The organism is Candidatus Dechloromonas phosphoritropha, assembly GCA_016722705.1.
In the GTDB taxonomy this organism is placed as follows: Bacteria; Pseudomonadota; Gammaproteobacteria; order Burkholderiales; family Rhodocyclaceae; genus Azonexus; species Azonexus phosphoritrophus.
Window position 1 is genome coordinate 202,665 of the sequence record JADKGN010000004.1, and the last position, 20,005, is coordinate 222,669.

Below are 20,005 nucleotides of genomic sequence, written 5' to 3' on the forward strand. Positions count from 1 at the left end.
CATTGTATGCATCAAGCAGGCTCATCAGGCGAGCCTCCAGCGCAGTGTGAACAATGGCTGCAATGTCGTGGTCTGATTCAGCTTGCCCTCGATGACTGCAATCAACTCCTCCCGCTGTTTGTCCACCTGATCCTGCGCATCGAACAGGGAACGGCGCTTCTGGTTGCGCTGGAATTCAAGCGCCTTGATCTGCTTTTGCCCGGCGAGCTTTTCCTCCAGGGTGAGAGCCAATGTGGCAGCGCGACGGTCTTCCTTGATCTGGCGGTCGATTTCCTTGATTTCGCGCTCCAGTCCGACCTTGAGGTCGTCGGCCCAGCCATCGAGCTTGTCGGCCTCGGCCTCGAAGTATCGGGCGTTACGCGTGGAGATGTCGCGCTGGATGATGGCCTGACGGCCTTGAGTGAGCGTGTCGAGTGATTCCTGAACCCTGCCCTCACCCCGGCCCTCTCCTTGAGGGAGAGGGAGTAATTCTTGCGGAGGGGATGCGCATGGCAGCGTCAGCAGGCGCTGCGCGACTTCTTCATCGAGGGACTGCCCATCGTCGGTGATCGCCGAAAAGATCAGGTGGTCTTCAGCCTGATCGAGCGATTCCACACTGAGGAGCGAAAGGGAAAGCCAGCCGGCCTTGCCGATGAACGGCTCCAGGGAAGTGACTTTGCCGTCATGCTGGCCATAGTCGAAACTGATTTCCGCCGGTGGCAGTTCGCGGACTTTCGCCTGCGTCACCAGGGCTTCGGCGAGCGGATGGTTGAGGCGGAAGAGGTGCGCTTCGCCGGAGCGGCGCGGCAGCTCGTACAGTCCCAGCGGAATAGCGGCGGCTTGCTGCGGGAAAGGGTTGGCCGCCAGACGAAACGAGGCATCGCCGATAAACTCGGCCTGCCCGTTGAGTTCATGCCGCGTGAGCTGCATGAGCAGGCGCTCGTAGCGATTGAGATAGGCCCTGGAAGCTTCGCCGCGCACCTTGAGCTTTTCGCGCACCTCGTCGTCGAAGTTTTCCAGCAATTGCCGGCGCGTGCGCGTCATCGACTCGTTGATTTCCAGGCTTAGTTCAAGCTGAAGCTGGTTGAAGGCGGTCTGGATTTCATCCGGCTTGCGGCAAGTCTGGTAGATGGCGGCGATGCGCTTTTCAAAATCGACGCCGGATTCGATGGCGCCCAGCACTTCGTCACTGGCGCCGAAAACGCCTTCGAAGAGCTGGAACTTTTCGGACAGCAATTCGAAGACGCGCTGGTCGGCGGCGTTCTTGCGATTGAGGAAGTTCACGACCACCACATCGTGCTTCTGGCCGTAACGATGGCAGCGGCCGATGCGCTGCTCGATGCGCTGCGGGTTCCAGGGCAGGTCGTAATTCACCACTAGCGAACAGAACTGGAGGTTGATGCCTTCGGCCCCCGCCTCGGTGGCGATCATGATGCGGCCCTGCTCGCGGAAGTAGTCGACCAGCGCCGAGCGCATGTCGGCGCTGCGCGAACCGGTGACACGGTCGCCACCCTGGTGGTGTTCAAGCCACTGGCTGTAGATCAGCTTGGAGCCATCGTCGGTATTCGAGCCATTGAACAGCACGATGCCCTCGGCAAACGGGCTGTCCGCCAGCAGGCGCAACAGATAGCTCTGGGTGCGGCGCGACTCGGTAAAGATGATGGCCTTCTGCGCCGCGCCGATTTCCTGCGCCTTGGCAAAGGCGATCTTCAACGCCTTGAGCAGCGCCTTTCCCTTGGCATTGTGCTCGATGGAGGTGGCCAGCCGGGCGAAGCCGTCGAGGTCGGCGATTTCCTGTTCAAGCGCGTGACGGTCGGCTTCGATGAGCAGTTCGACCGGTTGGTCGTTGGCAAATTCGTCGGCCCATTCCTCGGCGGTTTCGTCCAGGGCTTCGTAGTCCTGATCCAGCTCGTCTGCGAGCGATTCTGCCGGCTGATGCTTGAGCAGCTTGACTTTGAGCCGGTTGGATATCGAGGTTAATGCGCCCGCGATGGCAAAGGTGCTCGATGCCAGCAGCTTGCGCAGAACCAGCGTCATCAGGGAACGCTGGCTGGCCGGCAGGGCCTGGAGGTTGTCCCGCTGCAGGTATTCCGATACGAGCTGGTAGAGCCGGTCTTCGCTTTCCTCGGGGGTGAATTCCTCGACCAGCGGCAAGCGCTTGGTGTAGGGAATGTAAGCCGTGACCTGACGGCGCAGAGTGCGATGGCAGACCGGCTTGAGGCGCGCCTTGAGCGTCTGGAATACCTGCTCCTGATTCAGATTGGCGAACTGCTCACGGAAACTTTTCAGATCGCCGAAGGCGTGTTCGTCGATGAAGCTCACCAGGCCGAACAATTCCAGCAGCGAATTCTGTAGTGGCGTCGCGGTAAGCAGCAGCTTGTGCTTGCCGGCCAACGCCTGCTTCAACGTATTGGCGATGACGTTCGACGGCTTGTAAACGTTGCGCAGCCGGTGCGCTTCGTCGATCACCACCAGGTCCCAGGGCACGGCGTGAACGTCGGCGGCTTTGCTCTTGGCGAACTGGTAGGAGCAAATGACGATCTCCGGCACCTCGAACGGGCGGAACTGGCCTTGCCTGATGGCGGCGTTGTAGGGCTTGGCTTCGAGAATCCTGCAGGGCAGGAAAAACTTTTCGGCCAGCTCCTGAAACCACTGCTTGCGCAGGTTGGATGGCGTTATCACCAGAATGCGCCGTTTGCGCTCTGCCCATTTCTGCGAGAGGACGAGGCCTGCCTCGATGGTCTTGCCCAGGCCCACCTCGTCCGCCAGAAGTGCCCCCTTTGAAAGAGGCGAGTTGAACGCGAAAAGGGCTGCATCTACCTGGTGAGGATTCAAGTCAACCTGGGCGTCGACGAGCGCGCCAGCTAGCTTCTCCACACTGTCAGGCGGGCAGCGATGGGTTAGCGCGTAGGCGAAATATTTCGTGTGGTAAGCGGAAATCACTGGCCGGGATTCATTGGCATTTCTTGCAATTGTCCTGGAACGCACGGCAAAGTCCAAGGCAATCGCTAAGGATGGCCGGTGCGCATTAGAGAATGATGTTATGGGAAACCACAACTCGCCCTGTGACTCTTTCCACAACAAGTCGAACGTTTTGTTGCGCCGCTACGTTCACTGCTCGTGCGACTGGAAAGCGAATCAGACTGCCGTTTCGTCTCAATGACCGCTTGGTCATCAGTTTGCTGTCACTCGTCTGCCGCGAGCATCAATATCCGCAAAGAGTCGATAGCCGGCTGAATGGCCCAGGTTGCGGCCATCTTGGCTCGCTCAGAACGGCACTTCAATCCCCGACCACACCGCAGTGATCGCCCGCCGGAAATCGCCCTGGATGCGCGCCAGCGCGGCGTTGTTGTCCGCCTCGAAGCGCAGGACGACGACCGGCGTCGTGTTCGACGGCCGGGCGAGGCCGAAGCCGTCGGGGTATTCGACGCGCAGGCCGTCTATGGTGATCCGTTCCGTTGCGCCGTCGAAGACGCCCTCGGCCTTGAGCTTGTCGATCAGCGCGAAGGGTTCGCCCTCGGCCATCTTGATGTTGAGTTCCGGGGTCGACGGCGAATTGGGCAGCGATTTGAGCGGCGCGCCGACGTCGGCTGAGTGCGAGAGGATTTCGAGCAGACGGGCGCCGGCGTAGAGGCCGTCGTCGAAGCCGTACCAGCGTTCCTTGAAGAAGGTGTGGCCACTCATCTCGCCGGCGAGCGGGGCGCCGGTTTCCTTGAGCTTGGCCTTGACCAGCGCGTGGCCGGTGTTCCACATCAGCGGTTCGCCACCGTGTTGCCTGATCCACGGCGCCAGCAGGCGCGTGCATTTGACGTCGTAGATGATCTGGCCGCCGGGCACGCGCGACAGCACGTCGGCGGCGAACAGCATCAACTGGCGGTCCGGGTAGATGATCTCGCCATCTTTGGTAACGACGCCGAGGCGGTCGCCGTCGCCGTCGAAGGCGATGCCGATCTCGGCGTCGGTCTCGCGCAGCGCGCGGATGACGTCGGCGAGGTTCTCTGGCTTGGAGGGGTCGGGGTGGTGGTTCGGGAAGTTGCCGTCGACCTCGCAGAACAGCGGCACGACTTCGCAGCCGAGGTGGGCGAAGAGCTCGGGGGCGACGGCGCCGGCGACGCCGTTGCCGCAATCCATGACGATCTTCAGCGGGCGGGCGAGGTGGACGTCGGAAACGATGCGCTCGATGTAGGCGCTCTTGACATCGGCGCTGCTGCGCTTGCCGTTACCGTGCCTGAGATCGCCACTGTTAGCGCGCCGTTTCAGTTGCTGGATGGCGTCGAGGGCCAGCGTGGTGCCGGCGATGACCATCTTGAGGCCGTTGTAGTCGGGCGGGTTGTGGCTGCCGGTGACCGAGACGCAGGAGTTGCAGCCGAGTTCCCAGGCGGCGAAGTAGGTGACCGGCGTTGGCACGCAGCCGACGTCGATGGCGTCGCAGCCAGCGGCGCAGATGCCGTCGATCAGCGCGCCGGCGAGTTCGGGGCCGGAGAGGCGGCCGTCGCGGCCGACGGCGATGGCGGTCTGGCCGTGCTCGACGGCCAGCGAGCCGAGGGCGTGGCCGATGCGGCGGACGACCTCGGCGGTCAGCGATTTGCCGACGATGCCGCGGATGTCGTAGGCCTTGAAAATCTCTGCGGGGAGGTTGATGGTGGCACTCATGCGATTTCCTGGGTAAAAAAGTGGAGAAGTCTCTGTGGCAGCCAGTCGAGATGGCCGGGGAAGGCGCCAGAGACGAAGCCGACGTGGCCGCCGGTGGCCGGCTGCTCGAGGTGAACGCGCGGGCTTGCATCGGTGGCGGTCGGCAGGTATCTGGCAGGAAAAAATGGGTCGTTTTTGGCGTTGACCGCAAGCGTCGGCACGGCGATGGATTTGAGCCAGGGTTTGGCCGAGCATTTGTCCCAGTATTCGTCGGCGCTGGCGAAACCGTGCATCGGCGCGGTGACTGCGTCGTCGAATTCATAGAGATTGATCGCACGCCGCATTCGGGCCTCGTCGAACAGCCCTGGAAACTGGCGCAGGCGCGCGGCGGAAACTGCCTTGAGCGTGTTTAGGAAGTGGCGTGTATAGACGCGGTTGAAGCCGCGCGCCAGGTGGTGACCGCAGGCGGTCAGATCGAGCGGCGTGCAGATGGCGGCGACGCCTGTCACCAGCTCGCCGGCCGCGACGCCCCGCTCGCCGGCCCACTTGAGGAGCGTGTTGCCGCCGAGCGAGACGCCGGCGGCGTGCAGCTTGCGTCCTCCGTTGACGGCCAGCAGGCGGCGCAGGATCCAGTCGATTTCCTCGCTGTCGCCCGAGTGATAGGCACGCGGACGGCGGTTCAGTTCGCCCGAGCAGCCGCGAAAGTGCGGCATCACGAAGCGCCAGCCGATGGCCTTGCAGGCGCGTGCCGTCGAAATGGCGTAATGGCTGCGGGCGTTGCCCTCGAGTCCGTGGAACAGGACGAGCAACTGTGCGTCGGGCGGACCGTCGAGAAAATCCGCGTCGATGAAATCGCCATCGGGCGTTTCCCAGCGTTCGCGGCGCAGCTTGAGCGGTCGCTGCGCGATCAGGCGCGGCCAGATGGTCTGGGCATGGCCGCCGGGAAGCCAGGCGGGCGCATGATACGGCTTGCAGGCGGTGATCAATGGAGCGTGTGCGGGATGGCGTCGGCCATGGCCTGGTGGCCGTCGTCGGCGGCCGAGGCGTGGCGGCTGACCAGGCGCCAGCCGTGCGCGCCGCGCGTATAGACGTGGGTGACGTGCAGCGGCCCGTGCGGCCCGGGATCGTCGCCGACAAAGAGGATTTCGGTCAGGTGATGGATGGCCAGTACCGAGCCTTGCCAGTGAGCGATCGACTCGGCCTGGACGCGCAGCCGGGTGCTGGAAAAAATGCCGCGCCAGCTTTCGCGGATCGCGGCGATGCCGATCAGGCGGACTCCAGTCGGGTGGACGCACAGGGTTTCCTCGTCCTCGGCCCACAGTTGCATGAGGAGGTCGGCATCGCCCTTGAGGACGGCCTCGTAGAAGGCCTGCTCGAGATCTTCGGGGGTGGCGAAATTGGTGGGTTTGCTCATGATTTAAGGTTCGTTGTAACGGCTACTTGCGCGTATATCACTGATTCGTTTAAAGACGTTTTGCTACCGGCGGTTTTCGACCCTATCCTGCCCTCCGTGTCATCCAGGATTGAACGGCAGGTAACAAATTACAGTTGCCACTGATGTGCCTCATCTATCGGTATCTACCATCATTTTTTGAGACGGCTTCTAATTGAATTTAGACGGGTGTTCAAATATGCTGCGCAGCCAACGTAAATCCTCTGCCAGCAGCTTGTCATCCGAATCCCTCATGCCCTTGAATGGCACTAGCAGTCCTCGTCTGCTTAACTCAGCGTGCAGCTCCTGCATCAGAATGCCAGACTCCGGGAGCAGATCTTGCTCATTATTGTGCACTGCGCAGCCGGGGCTCTGAGGATTACCACCCAGGACGGCAAGCACCTGATAGCCCTCGCGATCATATGTCTCCAACCGATCGGCAACTTCAGTAGCAATCTTTACGCAGCAACACCTGCCGGAATCCATATCCAGCAACTCGCGGATGGACTGGCCAGGCTTCCTGGCTCGACTGAAGCCCAAACAGGCTATCTCTGGACAAGGCATCTGCAGAATGCCGACGTCGTGCTCCCGACAAAGGCTAACTACATCCCAATTCATGGAAGGAAACGTTGCGGCTCCAGCATCGTGGGCATTTTGGTTCAGTATGCACTCAATCACGGCCACTAAGCGGCGGCCCCTATTATCGAGCGGATGGGTAGGCTTCACCAAGCGCGCGAGTCCTCGGTTGAAAAGGGCTTTCAGCATTATTGTGCTATGTGGCCAGCGCTCATGCGATCCCGGCAGACTTCAAGACAGGCTCCCATGCAGTAGCGAGCTTGTTGAACCCTCTTGGCGTTGGGTGCAGTTCGTTGGCCCACTGATCCGGTTTCAGAGTTTCCCTGGCGTTGACGACGTGGAGAGCAGGCCGCTTTTTGGATGCTTCGGCCAACGCCCCGGCGAACGAGTCAATCAGTTCATTGACGACAGCTTGTTGTATGCCGCGATCCACCTGCGACTCGTCCATCGGGTATTGCAGCCATTGACCCAGCCCAAAAAAGCCCTTCCCGCTCGGAACGGCATAGTCGTAGCCATGAACGAACACCGGAACCCCTGGCAGTTTTTCAGCAACGAGATCGACGACACTGAGCAGTGCTTTCTGAACGGCTTCGAAGAGTTGAGCGGGTTGGCTGGCCCGGAAACACTGCGAAGGGTCCGACAGGCTCGAACAGTCACCCTTGAGAAGTGCTCGCATGTCGTCGCGCCCGGCGAAGTCGTTTCCACCGCCCGACAGGAAAACCGCCCTGATGGTGCGGCCATAGCCAATCTTCTTGTCCAGATCCCATTCGATCTGCTTCCGAATGGGCCCATTTTCGTATTCGACGGCTTCGGCACCGTTATGTCCGCGCACAAGAATGACGTGGTTTGAGCTTCTGTTGAGAATTCGGTGCAGCGGAATGGCCAAATTGTTACGCGGGTACCAGAACCAGGAATCGCCAATCGCCAACACTGTCGGAGTATCGCCAGGCTGAATCTCCGCTTCATTCCACACCGGTCCATTGATCATATTGTCCTCCTTGAAATTGTGTCTATTCAGAAACGATAGGGCAACAGCAGCGAATGTCAAAGAATTTTGCGCCGTGGAATCCTGACGGTGGGGTGGCGGCAATGTCACCTGCGCCTCATCGAGGCCGGATCGCATGAACTGGGGGATGGCGGAAAAAGAAGCGGACGAATCACAGCGCATGCAAAAAGGGAATACCCCGATGCCGCAGGGCCGCGACCAGCCAGGCCCCCGGATATCCCCGATCAAGCACCAACATGTCCTGGGCGCCGAGCCGGTCAAGCCGCTCAAACAACATCTGACGTTCGCCGATCAGCGAACTGTGCAAAATCAGCGAGTCGAACAATGCGATCCCTGGTCGAAACAAACCGAAGATCACCGCCTCCCGAATATGGCGTCGCCCTTCTGGGTCAAGCAAGGTCAGGCGAACCTTCGATGCATCTGCCGCCAAGACCCGCAAGCATTGCTCGTCGGGCTGCTGAGGAATGACCTCATCGACCAGACGCAACAGTTCCACATTGAGCAGATCGAAGGGATTGACGAGTAGATGGCGACGCGCCTTCGAGAAGGCACTGGCCGTGATCACCGGACACAGACGGGTTCTTCCGGCAAGCAGGGCAAAGAAGGAATCGAACTCAGCCTGAACTGCGCCGCGAATACCGGTAAGCAGGAATGCGATCAGATTTGTGGAGGGCAACACACGGTTTTGGGTGAAAAACCGGGGGTCACGTCGGGCGGCGCCAAGGAAATCAGCACCATGAATGTAGTCCGTCAGCTGAGAAACGATATTGGCATATTTAGACCGTCATATAAAGCCCATTTATATCAACTTGTTACGAGCCTTATGATACCTATAAGCAACCAGATTGCGAAGTCGCTATAAACTAATGGCAAATCGCGAAGTCAAGAGGATTGGAGCGCTACCCATCCGAAGTTTTGAGGTTCCTTCGGAATGAACCTCGCATTGACTGCAAATTTCATCGATGCGATAGATGCCAATAGTTGCAAAATGGGTACTTGAAATTCCTATTCTTAAAGAATGCCTTTTCCACTCGGTGTGGCCGGGTACGCCTTCGCCCTAATCGCTGGGCGTCAAACAACTCCCACGCCGCAACCCAGAGCATCAAGTGCCGCCTGCGCCAGCCCTGCTCAGTCCATTAATACCGTGGCCAAGGCCTGACCCTTGTCTGCGTTTCTTTCAACCGCGACCGCGAAAATATAGACGCCCGACTTCCATGTTTCCGTTCTGATGGGGACGACATTTATGAGGTAGAAGCCCGGCATTCTTCCTGCCGTAACTCCGGTGATGTTCACCAGTGCTCCGCCAGGACCAACAATCATCGGGTCCACCTTGAAATTGGCTACGCCAAGTCCGGTGACCGGAATTCCATTGTTGTCAGTGACGGACACGATAATGTAGTTGGGTTGCCGATTGCCCGGGGCGGCGATGGTATCTTCTGAAAAAGCCGATACGAATAACATTGACATGATATTTCTCCTCAGTTAGGTATGGCACAGATTCATGCCACAACGCCTTAAGTAAACCAGAAAACACCCCTCACGGCTCCTGAGGGGAGCGCTACCAATCCTCGTGACTTAGCATCTTGTCATGGAGCGGTTTTGTAGGCATGAGACTTGTGTGGCTTGGGTCGAATAGGTCGCGGTCGGTTTCGGTTGGGGATGAATTTTTGAAGGTTCAGGACAATCTCGGAGAACAGTGCGGCGACGATGCGCGAGGTCAAGCGAAGGCGACCGGTGAGCACTTGGAGCAGCAGACGGCGCAGATGCGAGAAAGCCAAGGTGCGATTGATACGCCACGGCGAATCTGGGGCGATGAGGTGCTCCGTGGCCAGATAGACCGCCAGCGCATTGAGGTTGTCGCAGAGCATCTTGGCGCCGACGTCCTGACAGGCCGCGAGCCAGGTCAAGCCAGACGTATGCTCAAGCGACAGGCGATGCTTGAGGCGCTTGAAGGCCTCTTCGATGCGCCAGCGCCGATGATAGAGATCTGCGAATGCAGGCGCCGGATACTGCGCACTGTCGAGCAAGGACGTCATGAGCACGCGCACCTTACCGGCGGGTGTCACTTGGCGGATCAGGCGCACGGTCGAGGCCTGGCGGGGACACTCATAATCGACGGCATCCCGGCAATTCGGCGGTGGCAGGGTCACCACGGTGTCGTCCTGGCCGGAGCGCATGAACTGCGTGATGGCGGCAAAGGTCGACGACGAATCGCAGCGCATGCAAAAGGGAATCTCCCGATGCAGCAAGGCGGCCACCAGCCACGCGCCCGGGTAACCGCGGTCGAGCAGCAGCATGTCGTGGCGGTCAATCCGGTCCAGGCGCTCGAACAGCATCTGCCGCTCACCAACCAGGGGGCTGTGCAGGATCAGCGAATCGAACAACTCGATGCCCGGACGAAACAAGCCGAACAGCGTCGCCTCGCGCACACACCGCTTGCCCTCCGCGTTCAGCAAGGTCAAGCGAACCTTGGAGGCATCGGCGGCCAGAACCCGCAATCCCTGCCAGAGCGGCTGACCGGGAAGGGCTTCATCGACCAGCCGCAGCAACTCTGTGTTGAGCGGATCGAAGACATTCGCATAGAGGCGGCTACGCGCCTTCGAGAACGCACTGGCGGTCACCACCCGAGACAAGCGGGTTCGCCGCGCCAGCAGCGTGAAGAACGCATCGAGTTCGCCCTGCACGGCCCCACGCACACCGCTGAGCAGGAAAGCGATCAGATCGGTGAAGGGCAATCCACGGCTGCGCGTGAAATTCCGGGAATCACGGCGAGCCGCTTCGCGAAAGGCTGTGCTCTGAATGAAGTCCACAAGCCTGAAAAGCACATTGACATATTTAGGATGGCATATTTAACCTATAAATATCAATCCGTTACGAGACCCAATTCTACCCCGATATGGCCGGCTTATCGCGGCGGCTGTAAAATATGCAAACACGCTAAGTCAAGAGGATTGGGAGCGCTACCTTCCTTCGAACCGAATTAACTGCCTGAGACAATATATATCTATGCTTTTTTCATTCTAGCAGATCAGATCGTGAATTCAAGGCATGATTGAGCACGAAGAATTGGCGGGAAAGATAGGAATTTCAAGTGCCCATTCTATTGGCAACGATCGCATGGATGAAATTCGCAGTCAATGCGAGGTTCATGCCGAAGGAACCCCAAAACTTTGGATGGGTAGCGCTCAAGTCTGTGCCTGCGGCCCTGTGAGTGCCGGAATTCCGCCACTCACAGGGCCGCAGGGGTGAGTCGCTCCCGACGAGCGGGATGCGTTCGTCGTTTTCCCCTACCACGCGATGCGCTGATCGAACTCGTCCCGCCAGGGGATTTGCTTCGCGACATGGTCCGGCACCAGTTACGCCGGCAGGTCAATGTCGCCGGGCTCGCTGCCCGGCATCTCCCACAGCGGTGGCCCGCGTACCGGCTTGAGTGCTGGTGGCGAAGCCGGTACGCCCAGATGGCCGAGAATCTCCCGGATCATCACCGTCTCGGTGATGAAGGCGATGATCTTCATCTTATGTCTCAGGCAGAGCCTGAGATGGTATCCCGGGACGCCACCACACTGCGGACACAGCAGGGGCAGCACGTCGTCTCACAGGGACTTCCGTTGGTCGCAGATACGGGCCAACATCAGCGTCCAGACATAGCGCGCCGCTTTGCGATGCGGTGGCTCAGGCGCGTCCGTGGCCGCCCCGCCCGTCTTGGCGGGTGCATTAGGGTCGGTGGCGGTGACACCGGCATCTGCTGCGGGCTGCGCCAGCGCAGTAACGGCGGCCCGCAGCGGCGGGATCAGCGCCACGAGCCGATCGAGCAGTTGCATCGGCGGCAGCATCAAACTGTCGCTGCCGCCGGTGCCGGGTTTCACGCTCTCATAGACCAAATGCTCGGAGTCGATGGCCCCAGGCCATGTTTAACAACCTCCCCCCGATTTTGCCCTGATTTCGCCCCATGACGCCCCGCAAACCCGCATGGTTACGTGGGGTGGGGCTGGAGATCATTTTGTAGTGCCATAATATTTGTCAGTAGCCGATCCAAACCCCTTGACTCGCGCTATCCTTGGCGCATGTTCATCCGCCGCACCGCCACCCGTCGTTCCGCCTCCGGCGAGGTTCACCACACCTACCGCCTGGTCGAGAGCCGCCGCGAGGGCGGACGCGTCCGCCAGGTCACCCTCCTCAACCTTGGTTCCCACTTCGACCTCGCCGAGGACCTCTGGCCCAGCCTCTGCGCCCGCCTGAGCCAACTGCTCGGCCAGCAGGAGTCGCTCCTCAGCGTGGACCGGCTCGAGGAGGTCGAGACGATTGCCCAGGCCCTGTTTGCGCAACATCTGGTCCGCGCCCCGGCTCCCGCCGAGAGCCCGGCATTCGTCGAGGTCGATGTGCACTCCCTCGAACTCACCCAGCCGCGTTCGGTGGGCGTCGAGCATGTAGGACTCGCCGCTCTGGCGCAACTGGAGTTCGAGCCCCTGCTGGCTTCGCTGGGGATCAACGCCGTGACCCGCGCCATGATCCTGGCGCAGGTGGTGGCGCGCATGGCCGCGCCCGCTTCGGAGCTGACCACCTGGGGCTGGCTGAACGAGACCAGCGCCTTGGGCGAACTCCGGGACCTCTCGCTTTCGGACCTGTCGATCATGCGCCTGTACCGCGCCGCCGATGTGCTGATGAGGCATCGGGAGGCTATCGAGACCTCGCTCTTCAACTGGGTCCAGGACCTCTTCGGCCTGGAGACGACGGTCACCTTGTACGACCTGACCAACACCTATTTCGCGGGCGTCGAGGCGGGCAATCCCAAGGCCCGGCGCGGCCATTCGAAGGAGAAGCGCAGCGACTGTCCGGTCTTGACCCTGGGCCTGATGCTCGATGTCAGTGGATTTGTGCGCCGCTCGCAGGTCTTCGCCGGCAACGCGGTGGAGTGCCGCACGCTGGCGGGGATACTCGGCGGGCTGTCGGCGTCGCCGGGCGCCTTGGTGGTGATGGATCGGGGCATCGCTACCGAGGAGAATCTCGCCTGGTTGCGCGAGCATGGCTACCGTTACCTGGTGGTCAGTCAAGAGTCTGGACGGGTGCAGCCGGCGGGCGACGAGACGGTGGCCACGGCGGGCGGCGATACGCTGCGGGTGATGAAGGTCCTCGACGAGGAAGCCGGAGAAGTGCGGCTGTATTGCCATTCGCCCAAACGAGAGGAGAAGGAGAATGGCATCAACCGCCGTTTCTGCGCGCGCTTCGAGGCGGGTTTGGCCAAGATCGCGGCGGGGCTCGCGACCCCACGCGGCGAGAAGCGTCCCAACCGGATTCAGGAGCGGATCGGCAAACTGAAGCAACGCTGCTTCGGGGTGGGGCGACATTACGAGATCACGCTGGAGACGAATACCGAGCAGACCCGCGTGATCCGGCTGGCCTGGGAACAGAAGCCGGTGACGGGGACGATGCTGACCGATCCGGGGGTGTATTGCCTGCGCAGCAACGAGACGACCTGGAGCGAGGAACGACTCTGGCGCACCTACATCATGTTAACCGATCTGGAGGCGGTGTTCCGCAGCCTGAAGTCGGAGTTGGGGCTGCGTCCGGTCTTCCATCACAAGGAGGGCCGCAGTGACGGCCACCTGTTCATCTCGGTGCTGGCATATCAGTGCGTGCAACTGGTCCGTCGGCAGCTGAAGGCGAAGGGGATCGATGCGAGTTGGGCGTCGCTACGCGAGACCCTATCGGTCCAGCGCCGGGTGACGGCGAGTTTCAAGCAGAAGGATGGTCGCACCTTGCACCTGCGCAAGGCGACGCAACCCGAGCCCAAGTTGCGGGCGATCTACACGGCACTGGGACTTGATCCGCTGCCGGGCGGGACGAAAAAGCTGGTCACCTAGCCCTGCGCTCTTCGCCGATGGCGCGTTTGTAGTGCCAGACGCGCCCCGAGACGGTCATAACTCATTGCTTTATATGGCGTGTTATTGGGTGGCGTTAAATATGGGTTAGGCCATCCCGTCTCGCACAGACGTTCCAGCACAAAGGCCGGGCGGGCACAGTAGCGCAACAGGCGCTCCAGGCCATCGCGCTCGTGCGCCTCGATGCGTACCTCGGCGTCGACCGAAAAGCCGCCGCCGTGATCGCCTGCGCATTGAGCCCGCCGGCGACGTGAAAAGCGACGCCACCGTTCGCCACGGCATTAAATACGCCATCGACGACGACGCAGTGGAAGTGCAGATGGGCGTTGAGCAGCGCGCCAAAGCGGTGGATGAAATCCACCACGCCGATATGCGACGCGGCACTGGCGCCTGAACTGCACCGCCGCAGGGTTTTCTGGATCGCATTCAGGAGGATGCGCAGCGCCGCGTTCTGGATGGCAGGGTCACGCTCCAGGTAATAGCGCAGCCACTTGGGTACGGCAAATACCCACTGGCGCACCGGCAGGCGCAGGATGACGTGATCGGCCAGATACGCGGCGGTCTCGACCATGCGTCAGGTGTTGGAGGACGGACAGACGCCACGCCCCGTGCCGGAGTATGCAACCAGAAAGTCGTACCCGCAGTCGGCGCAACGGGCACGGGCGAAACCGTGAGCGTGGATGCCGCAGTCGAGGTAACGGCAAAATTCCCTCTCGGTTACCGCCGGTGCAGTCTCCCCGGTGCCGTCATCCTGAAGCGCCAGCCAGGTGGCAAGATGCGTCTGTACGGTGCGATAGCGCAGCGTGCCTTCGGGGCGGCGACGGCGGTAGACCGCACTGCGCGGTGAGGCGCACCCCAAGGGTACTTCCTTCGGGGCGCAGGCGGAGGTGGCAGGCATGGCAGTCCGGATCGGGTGATCGAGACGCAACACTTTATGCCCATCCAGCTATCGAGACAATCACGACTGCAGGTTGCAAAGGGCGGCTTCGTGATCCGAGACCTGCCGTTCAGAGAAGCACTTTCCGCTGGCTGTCGATGACTGATCCTGGTCGACTGCCGCCCCCGGCGTCTGCATTGCAGCAACTCACACCCCCAGCGCCGCCGAAACGATCTGTTTCGCCTCGGCCACCACCTGCTGCAGGTGCACGGCGCTGGTGAAGCTTTCCGCGTAGATCTTGTAAATGTCCTCGGTGCCCGAGGGCCGGGCGGCGAACCAGCCGTTTTCCGTGACCACCTTGAGCCCGCCGATCGACGCGTCGTTACCGGCGGCGCGCGTTAGTTTGCCGACAATGGGTTCGCCGGCCAAGGTGGTGGCGGTGACGCGTTCCGCGGTCAACTGCTTGAAGGCGGCTTTTTCCGCCGGGCTGGCCGGGGCGTCGATGCGGAGGTAGTGCGGTGTGCCGTGGCGGGCGGCGAGGTCGAGATAGTGCTGACCGGGGTCCTTGCCGGTGACGGCGGTGATTTCGGCGGCGAGCAGGCCGAGGATGATGCCGTCCTTGTCGGTGGTCCACACGCTGCCGTCGCAGCGCAGAAAGCTGGCGCCAGCGCTTTCCTCGCCGCCGAAGCAAATGCTGCCGTCGAGCAACCCGGTGGAGAACCATTTGAAGCCGACCGGCACTTCGAGCAGACGGCGGCCAAGCCCGGCGACGACACGGTCGATCAGGCCGCTCGACACCAGAGTCTTGCCGACGGCGGCGGTCGCCGGCCATTGCGGACGATGCGCGAGCAGGTAGGCGATGGCGACGGCGAGGTAGTGGTTGGGGTTCATTAGCCCGAGCGACGGGGTGACGACGCCATGGCGGTCGACATCGGCGTCGTTGCCCCAGGCGATGCCGAAGCGGTCCTTGAGCGCGACCAAGCTGGCCATGGCATACGGGCTGGAGCAGTCCATGCGGATCTTGCCGTCGTGATCCAGTGTCATGAAGGCGAAGGCCGGGTCGACCGCCGGGTTGACAACAGTGATGTCGAGCCCGTGGCGTTCGGCGATCGGCGCCCAGTAGGCGACCGCGGCGCCGCCCATGGGGTCAACACCGATGCGCAGACCGGCGCGGCGTATCGCCTCCATATCGATGACGTTGCCGAGATCGGAAATGTAGCCATTCATCAGGTCGACCGCACGGGTGGTCGACACGTTCAGTGCCTGCTCACAGGGCACGCGCCTGACGCCGCGGTTGCCGTCGGCGAGCAGTTCGTTGGCCCGAAGTTCGATGGCGCCGGTGACGTCGGTGTCGGCCGGCCCGCCGTGCGGCGGGTTGTACTTGATGCCGCCATCCTGCGGCGGGTTGTGCGAGGGCGTGATGACGATACCGTCGGCCAGGGCAGCCGTCCGCCCGGCATTATGGGTGAGAATGGCATGCGAGATGACGGGCGTCGGCGTGAAGCCGCCGGCGGCCTGGAAGCGGACGGCGACGCCGTTGGCGGCCAGCACCTCCAGAACCGTGCGCTGCGCCGGGGCCGACAGCGCGTGGGTATCCATGCCGAGAAAAAGCGGCCCGACGATTCCCGCGCCGGCGCGGTATTCGGCCACCGCCTGGGTGATGGCGAGTATGTGCGCCTCGTTGAAGCTGCCGGCGAGCGCACTGCCGCGGTGGCCGCTGGTGCCGAAGGCGACGCGCTGCGCCGGGTCGGCGGGGTCGGGCGGATTGCGGTAGGCGGCGAGCAGCGCCGGAATGTCGGCGAGGCTGGCGGTGGGGGCCGGCTGGCCGGCGAGCGGGTGCGTCATCGTGTTCTCCTGGATCGATCGTTTCTGCGGCATGGGCAGCGTAGCGGACCGCCTTGCCGATTGCATCATGGTGAGCCGGCCGCGAGAGCTTGGCAAGGCTTGCTGTTACAAAAAGATGACATTCTGACCACAGGCGGCGACCACTTCTTGGGTAGACTCTCGCCCATCAGGACGCACACCACGGAGCACACACCATGAACGACCAGCAGCAACGATCCCCACGGCACTCCGCATTCGCCGGACAGCCATCCGGACTGGCCGGTCGCATTGTTGGTTTCGTCGCGGCGGTCGCCGCCACCCTCCTCGCCTTCATGTTCTCGCTGGCGTTGATCGCGCTGGTCGTCGCCGGCGGCGCGGCGCTCGGCGGCTGGCTGTGGTGGAAGACGCGCGAAGCGCGCAAGGCAATGACCGGGCGGCGGCCGGGCGGCGGCTACGTCATTGAGGGCGAGGCCGTGCGCGAGACCGAGACCGTCGTCGTCCGCCGCTTTCCCGAGTGAGCGACCCGGCCGCCTAGGCAGCGGCGGCGCGCCCCGCCAGCCAGTCGCGTACTGCAGGGCCGGTGCCGAAATCCCAGGCCTTGAGCTTGTCCGGATCGATTAGCCGGAACTCGGCGAGTTCCTCATTGAGGACGATCTTCCCCTCGGCGACGACGTGATAAGCGGCTATCAACTGGTTTTTCTGCGCAAAAGGGTAGAGCCCGACCAGCTTGACCGTGGTCGCCCGCAACCCGAGTTCTTCGCCAACCTCGCGTGCCACCGCCACTTCGGGCGCCTCCCCACGCTCGAGGTAGCCGGTCACCAGCCCGAAGACCTTTTCCGGCCAGCGCGCGTTGCGCGCCAGCAGGATACGGCCGCCGACCTCGACCAGCGCGGCGACCACGGGTACCGGGTTTTCCCAGTGTACGAAAGCGCAGACCGCCTCCGGACAGGCGGCGCGGAGCACGCCGTCGATCGTCTGTTCGACGAGGCGCGCGGCGCAACGCGGGCAAAAGCTGAATCCCTCGCTCATGCCCGGCGACCCCGCCTCACAGCCTGCCCGCGACCCAGCCGGCAACCGAGGCCAGCGCCGCCGGAAGGTTCTCCGGCTGCGTGCCGCCGGCCTGCGCCATGTCCGGGCGGCCACCGCCCTTGCCGCCGACCTGCTGGGCGACCATGTTGACCAGTTCGCCGGCCTTGACCCTGGCGGTGAGGTCGGCGGTGACGCCAGCGATCAACGTTACCTTGCCGTCGGCCACCGCAGCCAGCACGATGGCGGCCGTCTTCAGCTTGTCCTTCAACTTGTCCATGGTCTCGCGCAAGGCATTGATGTCCGCCCCTTCCAGCCTGACTGCAAGAACCCTGACCCCATTGACGTCGGTTGCCTGATTGACCATGTCGTCGCCCTGCGCCGACGCCAGCTTGCCCTTGAGCGCCGCCAGTTCGCGTTCCAGCTTGCGCACCTGGTGGAGCACCGCGGCAACACGGGCCGGCACGTCTTTCGGCAGCACCTTCAGTGTGCCGGCAACGCCGCCGAGCGCCGCTTCCATTCCCTGCATGTAGGCCAGCGCATTGTCGCCGGTGACCGCCTCGACGCGGCGCACGCCAGCCGCGACGCCACCTTCGGCACTGATGCTGAAGAGGCCAATGTCGCCAGTGCGGGCAACATGCGTGCCACCGCACAGTTCGCGCGACGAACCGATGTCGAGTACCCGCACGGTATCGCCGTACTTCTCGCCGAACAGCATCATGGCGCCAAGGTTCTGCGCTTCGGCAATCGGCAGTACGCGGCATTCGTTGGCGGTGTTGGCAAGAATCTCGGCATTGACGAGTTGCTCGACGCGGCGGATTTCCGAATTGGTCAGCGGCTGGTTGTGCACGAAGTCGAAGCGGGTCTTGTCCGGGTCCACCTGCGACCCCTTCTGCTGCACGTGGTCGCCGAGCACATCGCGCAACGCCTTGTGCAGCAGGTGGGTCGCCGAGTGGTTGCGCATGGTGCGCATGCGGGCCAGGACATCCACCCTGGCGGCGACGCCGTTGCCGACCGTGATGGCCCCAGTCCTGACGATGCCGTGGTGCCCGAAGACGGCTGCCTGAATCTTCTGCGTATCCTCGACGGCGAAGGTACCATGCACCGACTGCAGCACGCCACGATCGCCAACCTGGCCGCCGGATTCGGCGTAGAACGGCGTGTTGTCGAGCACGACGACGCCTGTTTCGCCCTCGTTTAGCTGGTTGACCGCAGCACTGTCCTTGTAGAGCGCCAGGACATTGGCTTTGTATTCGAGACTGTCGTAGCCATGGAAGGTGGTGGCAGGGCCGTCGTAATCGAGGTTGGCGGCCATCCTGAACTTGCCGGCGGCACGCGCCTGTTCCTTCTGGCGCGCCATCGCGGTATCGAAGGAGGTAATTTCGACTGTCATGCTTACCGCTGCACCCTGGCCAACTATTGCTCCACTAGCTACGTGCACTACCGGGGATTTCTTGATATTCACTCTGCGCTCGCGGCAGATGTCCTGCGTCAGATCGAGCGGGAAACCGTAAGTGTCGTGTAGCTTGAAAGCGACCTCACCGCTGAACTCCGTCTTGCCTGATTGCTCCATCGCCGTCAGCTCGCCTTCGAGGATCGCCATGCCGTGCTCGATGGTCTCGAAGAAGCGGTCCTCTTCCTGCCTCAGCATCGCCATGACGCGCGCCTGATAGCGCGCCAGTTCCGGATAGGCAGCACCCATTTCGGCGACGAGGTCGGGCACCATCCTGTGGAAAAAGGCAGCGCGCGCGCCCAGCTTGTAGCCGTGGCGGATGGCGCGGCGGATGATCCGGCGCAGCACGTAACCGCGTCCCTCGTTGCCGGGAATGACGCCGTCGGCAATCAGGAAAGCACAGGCGCGAATGTGGTCGGCCAGCACCTTGAGTGACGGGCTGTTCATGTCAGCAGCGCTGGTTTCACGCGCGGCGGCGGCGATCAGCGTCCGGAACAGGTCAATCTCGTAGTTGGCATGGACGCCCTGCAGCACGGCGGCGATGCGCTCGAGGCCCATGCCGGTATCAACCGAGGGCTTGGGCAGCGGGTGCATGACGCCGTGTTCGTCACGGTTGAACTGCATGAAGACGATGTTCCAGATCTCGATGTAACGGTCGCCGTCTTCCTCGGGCGTTCCTGGCGGGCCACCCCAGTGCTGCTCGCCGTGGTCGTAGAAGATTTCGGTACACGGACCGCAGGGGCCGATGTCGCCCATCATCCAGAAATTGTCGGAAGCGTAGCGGGCACCCTTGTTGTCGCCGATGCGGATGCAGCGCTCGCCGGGGATGCCGATCTCGCGGGTCCAGATGTCGTAGGCCTCGTCGTCCTCGGCATAGACCGTCACCCACAGCCTGTCGGACGGGAGTTTGTAGACTTCCGTCAGGAGTTCCCAGGCATACCTGATCGCGTCGTCCTTGAAGTAGTCGCCAAAGCTGAAGTTGCCCAGCATCTCGAAGAAAGTATGGTGGCGCGCGGTGTAGCCGACATTCTCGAGGTCGTTGTGCTTGCCCCCGGCGCGCACGCATTTCTGCGACGTCGTCGCACGGTTGTACGGGCGCTTGTCGAAGCCGAGGAAGACGTCCTTGAACTGGTTCATCCCGGCATTGGTAAACAACAGGGTCGGGTCCTCGTGCGGCACCAGCGAGCTCGAAGCGACGATCTGGTGGCCCTTGGAGGCAAAGAAGTCGAGAAACTGCTGGCGGATTTCGGCGCTTGTCATAAGCTGGCGGCCTCAAAAACGTTAAGTGCGAAGCCGTCAATTTTAAAAGAAAACCGGACCG

The 20,005-nt window shown here is 62.2% G+C and carries 18 protein-coding genes; 2 read left to right on the forward strand and 16 right to left on the reverse strand.

Annotation, left to right across the window (positions count from 1 at the left end):
* Nucleotides 1-24: 24 nt before the first annotated feature.
* The 11 genes from IPP03_06655 to IPP03_06705 all read right to left on the reverse strand — a co-directional run bounded on the left by IPP03_06655 (nucleotide 25) and on the right by IPP03_06705 (nucleotide 11,506).
* A complete protein-coding gene (locus IPP03_06655) occupies nucleotides 25-2,922 on the reverse strand; it encodes a DEAD/DEAH box helicase (GenBank protein ID MBL0352331.1) in 2,898 nt (965 codons plus the stop codon).
* A gap of 324 nt (nucleotides 2,923-3,246) precedes the next feature.
* Nucleotides 3,247-4,632: a phosphomannomutase/phosphoglucomutase gene (locus tag IPP03_06660; protein MBL0352332.1), complete on the reverse strand. Its 1,386-nt coding sequence runs from the start codon at nucleotides 4,630-4,632 to the stop codon at nucleotides 3,247-3,249.
* Nucleotides 4,629-5,594, reverse strand: a complete 966-nt coding sequence (locus IPP03_06665) for an alpha/beta fold hydrolase (protein ID MBL0352333.1) — start codon at nucleotides 5,592-5,594, stop codon at nucleotides 4,629-4,631. The genes IPP03_06660 and IPP03_06665 overlap by 4 nt, the downstream gene beginning before the upstream one ends.
* Nucleotides 5,594-6,025 (reverse strand): DUF3225 domain-containing protein, encoded by a 432-nt coding sequence (locus tag IPP03_06670; GenBank protein ID MBL0352334.1) that lies wholly within the window; start codon nucleotides 6,023-6,025, stop codon nucleotides 5,594-5,596. Before IPP03_06670 ends, IPP03_06665 begins: the two co-directional genes overlap by 1 nt.
* A 189-nt stretch (nucleotides 6,026-6,214) precedes the next feature.
* Nucleotides 6,215-6,808, reverse strand: coding sequence for a hypothetical protein (locus IPP03_06675; GenBank protein MBL0352335.1), 594 nt, complete (start codon nucleotides 6,806-6,808; stop codon nucleotides 6,215-6,217).
* 22 nt (nucleotides 6,809-6,830) lie between these two features.
* Nucleotides 6,831-7,607 carry an SGNH/GDSL hydrolase family protein gene (locus IPP03_06680; protein ID MBL0352336.1) on the reverse strand — a complete coding sequence of 259 codons (777 nt, stop codon included), beginning with the start codon at nucleotides 7,605-7,607 and terminating at the stop codon, nucleotides 6,831-6,833.
* Between the two features lie 169 nt (nucleotides 7,608-7,776).
* Nucleotides 7,777-8,301 carry a hypothetical protein gene (locus tag IPP03_06685; protein ID MBL0352337.1) on the reverse strand — a complete coding sequence of 175 codons (525 nt, stop codon included), beginning with the start codon at nucleotides 8,299-8,301 and terminating at the stop codon, nucleotides 7,777-7,779.
* Between the two features lie 452 nt (nucleotides 8,302-8,753).
* Entirely contained in the window at nucleotides 8,754-9,092 is a 339-nt protein-coding gene (locus IPP03_06690; protein ID MBL0352338.1) for a hypothetical protein, read from the reverse strand.
* Between the two features lie 119 nt (nucleotides 9,093-9,211).
* Nucleotides 9,212-10,474, reverse strand: coding sequence for an IS4 family transposase (locus tag IPP03_06695; GenBank protein ID MBL0352339.1), 1,263 nt, complete (start codon nucleotides 10,472-10,474; stop codon nucleotides 9,212-9,214).
* A gap of 507 nt (nucleotides 10,475-10,981) precedes the next feature.
* Complete coding sequence (locus tag IPP03_06700; protein ID MBL0352340.1) at nucleotides 10,982-11,140, reverse strand: hypothetical protein; 159 nt, start codon at nucleotides 11,138-11,140, stop codon at nucleotides 10,982-10,984.
* 78 nt (nucleotides 11,141-11,218) lie between these two features.
* The gene (locus tag IPP03_06705) at nucleotides 11,219-11,506 is read right to left on the reverse strand and encodes a hypothetical protein (GenBank protein MBL0352341.1); all 288 of its coding nucleotides are present in this window, start codon (nucleotides 11,504-11,506) and stop codon (nucleotides 11,219-11,221) included.
* 183 nt (nucleotides 11,507-11,689) lie between these two features.
* Between IPP03_06705 and IPP03_06710 the strand changes: the two genes are divergently transcribed.
* Nucleotides 11,690-13,486, forward strand: a complete 1,797-nt coding sequence (locus IPP03_06710) for an IS1634 family transposase (protein ID MBL0352342.1) — start codon at nucleotides 11,690-11,692, stop codon at nucleotides 13,484-13,486.
* Nucleotides 13,487-13,580: 94 nt separating this feature from the next.
* Here IPP03_06710 and IPP03_06715 read toward each other — a convergent pair whose 3' ends face one another.
* From IPP03_06715 to IPP03_06725, 3 genes are all read right to left on the reverse strand, one after another.
* A complete protein-coding gene (locus IPP03_06715) occupies nucleotides 13,581-14,075 on the reverse strand; it encodes a transposase (GenBank protein ID MBL0352343.1) in 495 nt (164 codons plus the stop codon).
* Nucleotides 14,076-14,078: 3 nt separating this feature from the next.
* The gene (locus IPP03_06720) at nucleotides 14,079-14,402 is read right to left on the reverse strand and encodes a transposase zinc-binding domain-containing protein (protein ID MBL0352344.1); all 324 of its coding nucleotides are present in this window, start codon (nucleotides 14,400-14,402) and stop codon (nucleotides 14,079-14,081) included.
* 186 nt (nucleotides 14,403-14,588) lie between these two features.
* Complete coding sequence (locus tag IPP03_06725) at nucleotides 14,589-16,226, reverse strand: alpha-D-glucose phosphate-specific phosphoglucomutase (GenBank protein MBL0352345.1); 1,638 nt, start codon at nucleotides 16,224-16,226, stop codon at nucleotides 14,589-14,591.
* A 194-nt stretch (nucleotides 16,227-16,420) separates the two neighbouring features.
* Between IPP03_06725 and IPP03_06730 the strand changes: the two genes are divergently transcribed.
* A complete protein-coding gene (locus IPP03_06730) occupies nucleotides 16,421-16,723 on the forward strand; it encodes a hypothetical protein (GenBank protein ID MBL0352346.1) in 303 nt (100 codons plus the stop codon).
* A gap of 13 nt (nucleotides 16,724-16,736) precedes the next feature.
* On the opposite strand, the gene IPP03_06735 is transcribed toward IPP03_06730, so the two are convergent.
* A complete protein-coding gene (locus tag IPP03_06735; GenBank protein ID MBL0352347.1) occupies nucleotides 16,737-17,234 on the reverse strand; it encodes an NUDIX domain-containing protein in 498 nt (165 codons plus the stop codon).
* Nucleotides 17,235-17,250: 16 nt separating this feature from the next.
* Nucleotides 17,251-19,944: an alanine--tRNA ligase gene (gene alaS / locus IPP03_06740; protein ID MBL0352348.1), complete on the reverse strand. Its 2,694-nt coding sequence runs from the start codon at nucleotides 19,942-19,944 to the stop codon at nucleotides 17,251-17,253.
* Nucleotides 19,945-20,005 lie beyond the last annotated feature (61 nt).